The organism is Chroococcidiopsis cubana SAG 39.79 (assembly GCF_003991895.1).
Taxonomy (GTDB): domain Bacteria; phylum Cyanobacteriota; class Cyanobacteriia; order Cyanobacteriales; family Chroococcidiopsidaceae; genus Chroococcidiopsis; species Chroococcidiopsis thermalis.
Window position 1 is genome coordinate 1 of sequence record NZ_RSCK01000148.1, and the last position, 10,163, is coordinate 10,163.

Below are 10,163 nucleotides of genomic sequence, written 5' to 3' on the forward strand. Positions count from 1 at the left end.
CGCCATGTCTAAACAGCCTTCCAGCTCACGTCAGCACTACAAATTAGACTCTTATAGGGGGATTACGGCAAGCTCATTTCGCGCTGCTTTCTCCCCCTGTAAAATATTTACTATCTTCTTGCCAAAACTGACTGTACTTTTGTTTCAATTCATCAAATGTCAGTTGTGGCAGATTGAGAGACATCTGTGGGGTATTGATGTGAGTAGAAGCTTGATATAACGGTTGTCTTTGGTAAGTGTAGTATTCCCCATACCAAGAGTCGCGGCAGTCTTCGGTTTGCAGGAAGCTGCTCAAACCTAGATGACACTCAAGATTCAATTGACGGTAAAAGTCGATGATGGTGCGATCGCGTTCGATGCCATACTCTACTTGCACGTCACGGTTGAAGAATAGTTTGGGTCTAATCCCCTGTTGCAGTAGCTCTCTGGTGAGAGTTTGGAGGAGATCTACACTATTTCCCTCGAATAGATATAACTGACTGCCCCGCTGTCTGAGATTTGAGTCTAGATTTTCCAGCGACTCAAATAAAAACCTTACCCTTGCCCTACCTATATCCGGCTGTTGGTAAAACCAGGGATCGATGATAAAACAGGGTAAAACGCAAGCATTATTAGCTGTTGCTAAAGTTACGCTCTCGTTGTCGTTGAGGCGGAGGTCACGACGAAACCAGAGTATGTTCATCACCAGGTGTACTCAACAGTATACTTGTACTATATTACTGAAATTAAGCTAGAACAGCGATCGCGCTTATGATATAGCCAAAGTTCTGCACTACCGATGTCTACTCTACCTGAAGCACCCCAAATCCATACTGCTCCTCAACACGAATTTCTCACGGGGGTAGTCGAGCGGCTGACATTCCACTCAGAGGAATCGGGATACACTGTAGCGCGGTTGAAAACATCGCAATCTCGCGACCTAATTACAATCGTGGGTAGCTTTGCTAATATCCAGGCAGGACAAACATTGCAGCTTACTGGTCTGTGGCGGGATCATCCGCAGTATGGCGCTCAGTTTCAAGTCACGCATTATAGAGAAACGAAACCTGCAACCATAACAGGGATAGAGAAATATTTGGGTAGCGGGTTAATTAAGGGAGTGGGACCCGTAACGGCGCGGCGCATTGTCGCTTGCTTCGGCTTAGAAACACTCGACATCATTGAAAACCATATCGAACGTTTGGTTGAAGTACCTGGGATCGCCAAAAAGCGCATCAAGATGATTCAGTCTGCTTGGGAAACCCAGAAAGCCATTAAGGAAGTCATGCTTTTCCTTCAAAGTCACGGGGTTTCTACCACTTATGCTGTCAAGATTTTCAAGCAATACGGTGATGCGGCGATCTCCACTGTGACAAACAACCCCTACCAACTGGCAACTGATATATATGGTATTGGGTTTATCACCGCTGATGCGATCGCTCGTAACCTGGGCATTGCTCCTGACTCCGAGTATAGGTATCGAGCGGGGATCGTCCACGTATTGGGAGAGGCAGCAGAAGACGGACATTGTTTCTTGCCCCAGGCTGAGCTAGTGGAGCAGGTAGTCAAGCGGTTGAGCATTAAAGACCACCAACCAGACTCACAGACAATCGCAAAGTTGTTAGTGCAGATGGGAATGGAAGATGTGCTGATAATGCAGGGGCATCGAGAGTATGAATTCGTCTACTATCAGCCATCCTTCTATTACAGCGAACAAAACCTAGCCGCGCAGCTTCACCATTTGCTGGCTCGTCCTGTCATAGTAGATTTACCCCGCGTCCGCAACTGGATTGAGCGATTCACCCAAGCTAAGGGGATCGAGCTATCAGCGCAACAGCAACAAGCAGTAGAGATGGCAGCGAGTCGGCGAGTGACGATTCTTACAGGTGGTCCTGGTACGGGAAAAACTTTCTGCACCCGCACTATTGTTGCACTGTGGAAAGCAATGGGCAAATCTATTGTTTTAGCGTCCCCCACTGGTAGAGCTGCCCAGCGGTTGAGTGAAGTAGCGGGGATGGAAGCCAAAACCATTCATCGACTGTTGGAATTCGATCCTAAGACAATGAAATTTAAACGGGATGCGGATAATCCTATAGAAGCACGGGCGATTGTCGTGGATGAAGCCTCGATGCTGGACTTATTTCTGGCTCACTCCCTGCTCAAGGCGATTCCACCTGACGCTCAACTATTGCTGGTGGGGGACATTGACCAACTTCCATCAGTGGGACCAGGCAACGTGTTGCGGGATTTGATTGCATCAGAGCAAATCCCAGTCGTGCGGCTGACGCAAGTATTTCGCCAAGCGGCAGCAAGTTACATTGTCAGCAATGCCCACCGGATTAATTCTGGGCAGTATCCATTACTAGAGTCAGTTTCCCTAACTCCCAACTCTGATTGTTTGTGGTTGGGAGCGCCAGAGCCACAGTATGGAGTGCAGGGAATTCAAGAGTTAGTGACTGATGTGATTCCCCAGTTAGGGTTTGACCCAGCACGGGATGTACAAGTACTCTGCCCAATGACCAGGGGGGAGGTAGGGACGCGCCACCTCAATGGTGTTTTACAGGCTTTAATCAATCCTCCGGCTGCTGACAAAGCTGAAATTAAGTCGGGTGGAATTGTATTGCGGGTGGGCGATCGCGTGATTCAGCAAGTCAACGATTATGACAGAGAAGTTTTCAATGGGGATTTGGGAACCATTACTGCAATTGACTTAGAGGAACAGGAAGTGACGGTGCAGTATCAGGAGCGATTAGTCACATACGATTATGCAGACTTGAATGAGATTACACTGGCATTCGCTACAACCATTCACAAAGCTCAGGGCAGCGAGTATCCAGTGGTGATTCTACCTTTATATATGCAACACTACATGATGCTCTCGCGTAATCTATTATACACAGGGCTGACCCGTGCCAAACAGTTAGCGATTCTGGTGGGTCCATCTAAAGCCATTGGTCTAGCTGTCAAGCAGGTGAAAGACCAAAAGCGTTATACTTTGCTGGCGCAGAGGTTAAGTTTGGAGTAGCTCATAGCGACTCAAACACAGCGGTAAACCCTTCCAGATTTTGGCAATCATCTTGAAAGGCTTCGGCATCTCCGACATCCTCAATTTTGTATTCCATGAGGCGCTTGCCATCCGGCATTCTTTTGGAGGAGGTACAAGTGCCTGGGTACTTATCTGCTATAGCTAGAAAGTCAGAACTCAAGCGTTTCCAAGCATCAGATGAACAGGTGATAGTTACAAGCCACATATCTTCGTTGATTTAACTCAAGCGATCGTAAAAACAAGATGTATTATTATCTCCGATTCTTGGGTGCTAGGAGGTGCGATAATAACGTTTGCGCTTCGCTTGCGCTTTTGAGAGTCTGACGCTGGCTCAGGTTGGATCGGGCAATACCTTGGGAAGAGAAAATTCTGTTGTTACGACACCTTAATTGTCTCTATCGAGAGAAGTTATGCATCATGGAGGCAGAGCAACCCACCTAGCGAGGAAAAGTGAGATGACAAGAGTTAACAACCCGCGCCCCGACAACTTGATGCCAGTACTACTAGAAGTTCGTGATAGTGGCAGGTGCAGTACGCTTGAGTTTTCTTGTGTAGTTGATACGCTGAAAACTATGAGTCATGAAGAAGTAGCTGCTTGGCTAGAAAGTCATGAAGCAAGTTACGACGAGATCGTGAAGAAAGAATTTTCTGGGTGGCTCAAAGAGCATTCCCCTTACGAAGAAGAATCTATTGCCCAAGATGCGGCTGCGGCAACCGGATTAGGAATGCCAGAGGATTCATTTAGTTGAGCTTGTGCCGAAAGCGCGAAGAGGGCGATCGCCTACACCGTGTCGTCCTTCCAACCGCACTCAGGACAGTCCCAATGTACCCGTGCCGTGTAATCTTTGCTGAAAGAAGCGTCGCACTGGGGACACTTGCCCGTGAACAGCGGATGCCAATCTAATAGTTCTAGCTGCTCCTCTCGCGTCCAGAGCTGCTGTGGTTGCAAGACTAGCTCTCCGTTGTAGTAGCTTGCCCTCTCTGGCTCCCACAGTTCCTCATGGTCGTTTAGATAATTGTGTGGATTGCTATATGGTTCATCGTCTTGCTGCCGCGATGCCGAAGGCGGTTCGCTCCGCGACCTTCGCAGCCCTAGAAAATCCCTGAAGGGCAAGCGCCTTAGTTCTGGATCGGGGCGAAAGTCTAAGCAGCTGTCTTCCTCCACTCCGGCAGGGTGAATAGCACAAACGACATGGTAATCGTGGGCGCAGAAAAGACAACGATCGCACTCTGGAAGTTTGGGCATAGATTAACCTCAAATCTGATTCAAGTTTCGCCTAAATCAAAAGCAATCGCACCCAAGAGCGAAAATCAATATAATTTATATCTAAGCTATTCTAGGGTGAAACTTTTCGTGCAATGCACCTTCAGGAAATCCTTCTCGTAGAAGTTGATGTTTATTCATGGAGTCATTATCTAAAATTCCATAACGCTTTGTCTTTGCAGCAAAACTTACTACAAATTCAGTATTAAAAACAACTCCAAAGTAAGTGCAGCCAGTAAACATTTTTCCAGTCCAAGTTGGATCGATAACCTCAGCCTCATCATTGAGCAACCAAGCATGAGACGCTGCTATCGCCACATCATTAGTAACGGCAAATCCTTCACAGTAGTATAACTCAGGATAGTTCCACAATCCCTGTAAACAGTTTTCAAAGCAAAACTTAGGCTTACCCTTAAATGGTGGAGGTTCAACCCTATTCAGAAAAGGTTTACCTGTCTCTAGAATTAATCGATAGTTACTTTTATAACGAAAGGAATTTCTAGTATTAATAGTTTCAATTAGTTTAGCTTGTTCGTCGAGAATTACCAAAAGATATTCTAGATTACTTGACATAATTGAATTAAACAATTTTTGTTAACCTTTTTCCAAACGTGCAGCGACGATTTCCATAAGCCTTGCTGCTTTATCTGGGCTAATATCCTTTTTAGGAAAGATAGTTGTAAGATCCAGTAAGCGAAGATCGAGCGCAGATTTAATTATTACAGGAAGAGTATTACAGGTTTGTCCCTCTAATCCTAGATTGAGTTCCAGCCCATTTAGAACTAACCGTCTGTTATAGAAATCAGCGATCGCTTTCAGTCTTTCCCTACCATCAACAATTTTGTACTTTTTTCCGTAGCTTACTTCATAGAGAATAATTGGTGGCACGGGTATATTGATGATTAGTGACTCTATCAATCTCGACTGCTTAATTAAATCCCAAGTAGATGACCAATTACTATCAATTGTTGTGTAATTATGATTAACATAATAAATGTCATAGGCTAATATTGGTAGCTTAATTCGTTCGTGCCTTTGGATTAGAGTAAGTTTACCAAATTCATACTTATCTTCCGGTGTAATATTTGAAATAGACATGTCACTTGGCTCGTTTGCGATCGGGAATTTACTCACCATTTACTATCGTTACTTGCCACTCTCTTCATCCACAAGCTTGTAGATATACCCAGGCTTCAAACCCCTGCCATTACGATTACTATTAGAGTCAACAGCATCTATCTTAACTTTTTCAACTCTATTGCGTTTAACTAACTTATTAAGCAGCGAACTGACAATATTAGGATCGAGTCCAGAGTCAGAGGCAATATCGGCGCGAGTAGCACTACCACCCAGCTTTGACAGAGACTCAAGAACTCGCTCTTGGCTACCTAGCGTAGGCTGTTTGAGCCTTAAATTTTCGGTAGTCGGAGCAGAAATTGTTTCGCCCTCCACTGTCTCAATGATGCCAATACTTTCTAAAACTTTGCGAACTAATTGCTCTTTAATCTCATCCTTAACTGAAAGTTGCTCGATATCTTTCAGCGTTTGTACTGCCATAACAAGCGTCTTGATTGTTTGTAAAGATGTCATCTTGTCTTATTAAGTCTTTTAGCATCGTTAGGCGCACTAAAGCCCGTTTGTTTTCCAGTTTTCAAAAAGTATTCAAGTTCTTCCTTATAATGTTCTTGTCGAGAGCGTGTAAATCTACCAAACTCATAGTAATAAGATTTACTAGCTATGGTGAACAATGAATCACTGGAGTATCTGAAATATATACCCACTTATGGGGAAATTCTTGCGGGCTAAATTCCCATTCAATACCTAATTTATCTTCTGGGTCTTTACCCACATTATTCAGAACAAGATTATATCTTTCACCATCTTCAAACAAAATTGTCAGAATCCGATCCCAGGCGCACCAGTCCTCAACAATCTTGCCATGCCGTCCATTGCGATCGCGAACAGCAATGCCAATCCAATTTCCTACTTCACCACGTTGATTGCCAATTTTCATTTAGCCCTCGCACCTTGCTTATACAGATAAGCTAGTTAATCACTCCAAAATCCCCTTCTTCGTATTCACCTTCGGTTCCATCTTGAAACCTAATTTTATATACAACTTGCATAATCAAACCTACCTGAGAGATATTTTTCTCTTTGCTTGTGATTCCTAAAATTTCCCCTTCTTTATTGCCACTAACAAAGGTTCTAACTACCTTAGTGCCTACTGACAAGCGATTTGTATTCATTATCTTCTGAGCGAACTGTGAATCAGTAATATGTGAGATATTTACAAGGTTTAAATGTAGTGCTTTGATTCAGACCGATAGCCCTCAGCAAATGCTGCTATCAGTTCTCGGCGTAAGTCTTCTGGAAAATCGCCCCAATCGGATAGACCAGCAGCAGAAACTAGATCGTCTCTATCGGCTTTAGTTATGACATCTGCTCGATAGTTAGCTCTCGCTTCTCCTCCGAATTCACGAGCGCGATCTAAAAGCTTTTGTTTATTCATTTAGCTGACAATACATTATTAAATCTGCTTGTATACTGCGGCAGTAATGGTAACTTTACGCACCACTGGTTATCCTGAATAAAGAAATCTTTTCCAAAGGTAGAGACATCGGCATATCTTAGCCACTTTTCGCTCAATCTAATTACAAAAGTCTTGCGGTTAATTTTTATTACTTCAGAACCATCTCGATCTCGAACGCCTACTTTTATACTTTCTTTCATAAAATCTTATGGCTTTACTTCATTATTAAAATTATACCTATTTATTGAAGTAAATTAAGACAGTCTAGATAAGTTTTTAAAAACCTATCCTTTTCCCATAACAAGAACTGGCTCGATCCAAACCAATCTTCTCTGCTGCCTGCCTTCTCCATATGGTTGATTCCGCAAGTACCCTCTACGCCAATGAACGCGGGGGGAAGCATGAGTACCACCCTTATCTTGTACCTCTTCCCGCTGATAGCGATAGTTTCTACCGACCCACAGAGGTTCGTAGAAGTCCTTTGCCTTATCCTTGGCAAATCCAAGATTTACCCTAATTACTTTAGATTCTGTATCTACCAATTCAGGGCGACATTCCATAATTAGGATTAGCCGCAGAAATATTGATTGTAAGTAATTATTAAAGTCAACAATTGCTTGCGGATCTAAATCTTCAACATCAGCATAAGTTAATTTTCTTAAGTTCTCGCTTACTTTAAATCTGCGACAGAAGAAAATATCCCCGTCGCTTGCAGTCCAATAGAGATAGTCGTCACTCGGATCGTAGTGCCAAAAGATTGCCCGAACACTTCGTTTTTCTGGAGAAAATATTACACTATTGGGCAACATAAAAATTCCAGTCTTCATCGCCCAGTGCAAGCTATCAGCTTCAATAGTTAAGTCTGATTGCATGAGTGCAGTTAATAAGTCTTTGCCTACCCAATAAGCAGGACATTTGGCTTCCCCTACTTGATAGAGGGTGAAAAGAGAAATGTATATAGAGTCTTTACTATTAGTTACTAATTTCTGGCGAAGCTTTTCTTCTGTACTAGAAAAGTAGATATCGGCAACGTAACCGCAAACCTTTTCATAGCTTTCGTAGCCATCAACGTGCATCACGGGACGGATAGCGATCGCTTCGTACCAACCTTTAGGCTTTTTACTCATACTCTATCTTACAACTGAGACTTAAAACTACTCGTTTCAAAAGTGTTCCGTCACTAAAGATAATCAAAAACTTTTTTATTAGTATAGCCAATCTGCTTACCTGCTAATAAGAACAACACATCATTTTCATTAGGTGCAGTATAAGCAGTTTCTACTTCCGACTGAAGTACCATTCCCTTTACTTCATACTCAATAGGAGCAGAAGGTTGAATAACTACCCTTATTTCTATTTCAGGATTTAAATCTTCTAGTACATTCAGTAAGTCTTGTACTTTCATTTTCTTAGTTTCTTAATTTTTCACTAGATAAGTAAACGAATTTTATGTAAATCTAAATAGAAACTAGACACTTTTTAAAAGCTTAAGCAGATTTAAATATATTCTCACGATGCCAGCGCAAGGCTTCTAGACGCGGATAGTGTTGCGCGTGAACTGGTAGACGGATGCGATCGCCATTGAACTGCTGCATGGGTTTACAGTTGGGAGCATCTTCATGCAGGTCACTCTTGACAAGGAGAGTGAAATCATCATTTATGCTGAACCAACCCCGATCGAATGCCCAATGGTGATTTTTGCAGAGAGACAATCCATTATCAATTCGGTCGTCGTAGAACTGAGAGAAGGGCATGATGTGCGACCCATCCACGATGTTTTGGCTAAGGGAGTTGATTATCCGTAACCCACAGAACGCACAGCGATAATCGTAAATAGAGACAATAACCTTACGAAAAGTAGCATCTCTAACAACTGTTTTAGTTTCATCTTTTATTACAGATCTTTCATAAAGCCTACCACCAGTGGCTAATAATTCTTGCTCAAATTCTGCAAAGGCATTTATGCGTAAAACTTCCTGTACTTGTTGAGTTTTATCAGCAAACCAAGTATTGAGCAAAGTATTTATTAGAATGTTTCTAAATGTTGGTTGCTGCAATAGCTCAAATAACTCTTCATCCAGATAAGCATATTCTACCGCTTGTCTGAGTGCATTTACTGCTCTGACTTTAGCTCCAGAAGACAGCAGTGCTTCAAATCCTGGGTTGGATCTGAAGTGCCAAAATCCATCACTTTTGAGGTGGAAGAATGGCATTCCAATATCAGCGTTGTGTGCAGTAGATCCCAACTGTTGCCAAAGCTTGAGGAAAGCCGCAACTAACTCAGCAGATAAAGGGATTTGATTGTGCTTGAGTATGCCCTGCTCGATCAGCTCGATGACAGACAGCAGCAGAATGGGCTTGTGTGGTGCTATACTGCCGTGAGCGCGGTCTACACGTAGTTTAGTGAATTTGCTAGCGTAGTAGCTAAGATTTTTGGCAGTCATAGCAATTAATAATATGTATTTGTGGAAAGTCAAAGGTGAGTGAAAGATTAATGAGACGTAGAACTAGCTCAGATAATATTAACGTTATCCCTAAGGGCATTCAGTTTACTTTTGATACTGATTCTGAAGCACAAGATTTTTATAAAGAGTGCCAAGATAAGTCAACTGCATCAGAAATTGAAAAGAATAAAGTAACACTTTTAATGCCTGCTAAAATGACTGAAGCGGGAGAGATTGACTCCCCCGCCTAGTCTCCCTACCAGGTCACTATAACTTCAGTACCTAGTAGAACGACTCCTGTAGTCGGTAGCGCCCGAATCAAGTGTACGAAGAGTACAGCGCGTTCGGTAGTGGCGAACGCAAGGCAGAGCGTGTTGGGAGCAACAAGCTCCCACTCTACCTCTTGAGCAACGCTTGCCGCAATTTCTACAAGAGCTTGAAACATTATTCCCTCCAACTAAACTACATTTTTATTATCAGGTTTGTTGGCTAAATAAACAACAATTAACTAATCAAAGCGAACCAAATTTTAAAGGTAATTCTAATAAAAAAGTTAGTAAATACTAAAGCTGTTTTTACCTGTAATATTATTGTTGAATTAATAAAATAAATTACATAATTCCTAAGAGTTTTTAGAGAAATCTTAAGAGAGCGCGATTGAGATACTCTTGCAGCAGTCACAGAAAACTTTATATTGTGGTCAGCAAAGTCTATAACGCAACCCAAGCTATGAAAGAATATCGCTGCACCCGCAACGCTTCATATACCCACGACTGCCTCGGTCACGATGACATAACCGCTAGACAAGGATATTACATCAACGTGAGTTCGACGGCTCAAAAAATAGTAGGAGGTAGAGCTGGCAAGCCATGAGGATGGATATCTAAAGACGGCTTT

Annotated in this window: 16 protein-coding genes; 3 read left to right on the forward strand and 13 right to left on the reverse strand. The window is 42.8% G+C overall.

From position 1 onward, the window contains the following. Window positions 1-73: 73 nt before the first annotated feature. Window positions 74-682 carry a deoxyribodipyrimidine photo-lyase gene (locus tag DSM107010_RS35055; RefSeq protein WP_127025185.1) on the reverse strand — a complete coding sequence of 203 codons (609 nt, stop codon included), beginning with the start codon at window positions 680-682 and terminating at the stop codon, window positions 74-76. A gap of 96 nt (window positions 683-778) precedes the next feature. On the opposite strand from DSM107010_RS35055, the gene recD2 reads away from it, so the two are divergent. After that, window positions 779-3,004 (forward strand): SF1B family DNA helicase RecD2, encoded by a 2,226-nt coding sequence (gene recD2 / locus DSM107010_RS35060; RefSeq protein ID WP_106171250.1) that lies wholly within the window; start codon window positions 779-781, stop codon window positions 3,002-3,004. Window position 3,005: 1 nt separating this feature from the next. On the opposite strand, the gene DSM107010_RS35065 is transcribed toward recD2, so the two are convergent. Beyond that, window positions 3,006-3,230 carry a hypothetical protein gene (locus DSM107010_RS35065; protein ID WP_106171253.1) on the reverse strand — a complete coding sequence of 75 codons (225 nt, stop codon included), beginning with the start codon at window positions 3,228-3,230 and terminating at the stop codon, window positions 3,006-3,008. A 250-nt stretch (window positions 3,231-3,480) separates the two neighbouring features. Between DSM107010_RS35065 and DSM107010_RS35070 the strand changes: the two genes are divergently transcribed. Next, on the forward strand, window positions 3,481-3,774 hold the full coding sequence (locus tag DSM107010_RS35070) for a hypothetical protein (protein ID WP_127025188.1): 294 nt from the start codon (window positions 3,481-3,483) through the stop codon (window positions 3,772-3,774). Between the two features lie 32 nt (window positions 3,775-3,806). Here the strand turns inward: DSM107010_RS35070 and DSM107010_RS35075 are convergent, their stop codons facing one another. The 10 genes from DSM107010_RS35075 to DSM107010_RS35120 form a co-directional block, all read right to left on the reverse strand. Beyond that, on the reverse strand, window positions 3,807-4,271 hold the full coding sequence (locus DSM107010_RS35075) for a hypothetical protein (RefSeq protein ID WP_106169218.1): 465 nt from the start codon (window positions 4,269-4,271) through the stop codon (window positions 3,807-3,809). Between the two features lie 81 nt (window positions 4,272-4,352). Further along, the gene (locus DSM107010_RS35080) at window positions 4,353-4,862 is read right to left on the reverse strand and encodes a hypothetical protein (protein WP_106169217.1); all 510 of its coding nucleotides are present in this window, start codon (window positions 4,860-4,862) and stop codon (window positions 4,353-4,355) included. 21 nt (window positions 4,863-4,883) lie between these two features. Beyond that, window positions 4,884-5,387 carry a DUF262 domain-containing protein gene (locus DSM107010_RS35085; protein WP_127025191.1) on the reverse strand — a complete coding sequence of 168 codons (504 nt, stop codon included), beginning with the start codon at window positions 5,385-5,387 and terminating at the stop codon, window positions 4,884-4,886. A 48-nt stretch (window positions 5,388-5,435) separates the two neighbouring features. Beyond that, window positions 5,436-5,879, reverse strand: coding sequence for an ATP-binding protein (locus DSM107010_RS35090; protein WP_106169215.1), 444 nt, complete (start codon window positions 5,877-5,879; stop codon window positions 5,436-5,438). A 145-nt stretch (window positions 5,880-6,024) separates the two neighbouring features. Next, window positions 6,025-6,303, reverse strand: coding sequence for a hypothetical protein (locus DSM107010_RS35095; protein ID WP_106169214.1), 279 nt, complete (start codon window positions 6,301-6,303; stop codon window positions 6,025-6,027). A 31-nt stretch (window positions 6,304-6,334) separates the two neighbouring features. Then, entirely contained in the window at window positions 6,335-6,538 is a 204-nt protein-coding gene (locus tag DSM107010_RS35100; protein WP_106169213.1) for a hypothetical protein, read from the reverse strand. Between the two features lie 50 nt (window positions 6,539-6,588). Next, window positions 6,589-6,801, reverse strand: coding sequence for a hypothetical protein (locus tag DSM107010_RS35105; protein ID WP_106169212.1), 213 nt, complete (start codon window positions 6,799-6,801; stop codon window positions 6,589-6,591). Between the two features lie 305 nt (window positions 6,802-7,106). After that, the gene (locus tag DSM107010_RS35110; RefSeq protein WP_106169210.1) at window positions 7,107-7,949 is read right to left on the reverse strand and encodes an AcrVA2 family anti-CRISPR protein; all 843 of its coding nucleotides are present in this window, start codon (window positions 7,947-7,949) and stop codon (window positions 7,107-7,109) included. Between the two features lie 53 nt (window positions 7,950-8,002). Beyond that, on the reverse strand, window positions 8,003-8,227 hold the full coding sequence (locus DSM107010_RS35115) for a hypothetical protein (protein ID WP_106169209.1): 225 nt from the start codon (window positions 8,225-8,227) through the stop codon (window positions 8,003-8,005). An 82-nt stretch (window positions 8,228-8,309) separates the two neighbouring features. After that, complete coding sequence (locus tag DSM107010_RS35120) at window positions 8,310-9,266, reverse strand: HNH endonuclease (protein WP_106169208.1); 957 nt, start codon at window positions 9,264-9,266, stop codon at window positions 8,310-8,312. 35 nt (window positions 9,267-9,301) lie between these two features. Here DSM107010_RS35120 and DSM107010_RS35125 point away from each other — a divergent pair, with 35 nt between their 5' ends. After that, on the forward strand, window positions 9,302-9,517 hold the full coding sequence (locus DSM107010_RS35125) for a hypothetical protein (RefSeq protein WP_127025194.1): 216 nt from the start codon (window positions 9,302-9,304) through the stop codon (window positions 9,515-9,517). 5 nt (window positions 9,518-9,522) lie between these two features. Here DSM107010_RS35125 and DSM107010_RS35130 read toward each other — a convergent pair whose 3' ends face one another. After that, a complete protein-coding gene (locus DSM107010_RS35130) occupies window positions 9,523-9,711 on the reverse strand; it encodes a hypothetical protein (RefSeq protein ID WP_106169206.1) in 189 nt (62 codons plus the stop codon). Between the last annotated feature and the right edge of the window lie 452 nt (window positions 9,712-10,163).

Bases quoted from the DNA above. Each gene is read 5' to 3' on its own strand.
- DSM107010_RS35065 (WP_106171253.1), bottom strand. From the start codon at position 3,230: ATGTGGCTTGTAACTATCACCTGTTCATCTGATGCTTGGAAACGCTTG.
- DSM107010_RS35095 (WP_106169214.1), bottom strand. From the start codon at position 6,303: ATGAAAATTGGCAATCAACGTGGTGAAGTAGGAAATTGGATTGGCATT.
- DSM107010_RS35110 (WP_106169210.1), bottom strand. From the start codon at position 7,949: ATGAGTAAAAAGCCTAAAGGTTGGTACGAAGCGATCGCTATCCGTCCC.
- DSM107010_RS35100 (WP_106169213.1), bottom strand. From the start codon at position 6,538: ATGAATACAAATCGCTTGTCAGTAGGCACTAAGGTAGTTAGAACCTTT.
- DSM107010_RS35115 (WP_106169209.1), bottom strand. From the start codon at position 8,227: ATGAAAGTACAAGACTTACTGAATGTACTAGAAGATTTAAATCCTGAA.
- DSM107010_RS35080 (WP_106169217.1), bottom strand. From the start codon at position 4,862: ATGTCAAGTAATCTAGAATATCTTTTGGTAATTCTCGACGAACAAGCT.
- DSM107010_RS35105 (WP_106169212.1), bottom strand. From the start codon at position 6,801: ATGAATAAACAAAAGCTTTTAGATCGCGCTCGTGAATTCGGAGGAGAA.
- DSM107010_RS35120 (WP_106169208.1), bottom strand. From the start codon at position 9,266: ATGACTGCCAAAAATCTTAGCTACTACGCTAGCAAATTCACTAAACTA.
- DSM107010_RS35075 (WP_106169218.1), bottom strand. From the start codon at position 4,271: ATGCCCAAACTTCCAGAGTGCGATCGTTGTCTTTTCTGCGCCCACGAT.
- DSM107010_RS35055 (WP_127025185.1), bottom strand. From the start codon at position 682: ATGAACATACTCTGGTTTCGTCGTGACCTCCGCCTCAACGACAACGAG.
- DSM107010_RS35130 (WP_106169206.1), bottom strand. From the start codon at position 9,711: ATGTTTCAAGCTCTTGTAGAAATTGCGGCAAGCGTTGCTCAAGAGGTA.
- DSM107010_RS35085 (WP_127025191.1), bottom strand. From the start codon at position 5,387: ATGTCTATTTCAAATATTACACCGGAAGATAAGTATGAATTTGGTAAA.
- DSM107010_RS35090 (WP_106169215.1), bottom strand. From the start codon at position 5,879: ATGACATCTTTACAAACAATCAAGACGCTTGTTATGGCAGTACAAACG.
- DSM107010_RS35070 (WP_127025188.1), top strand. From the start codon at position 3,481: ATGACAAGAGTTAACAACCCGCGCCCCGACAACTTGATGCCAGTACTA.
- recD2 (WP_106171250.1), top strand. From the start codon at position 779: ATGTCTACTCTACCTGAAGCACCCCAAATCCATACTGCTCCTCAACAC.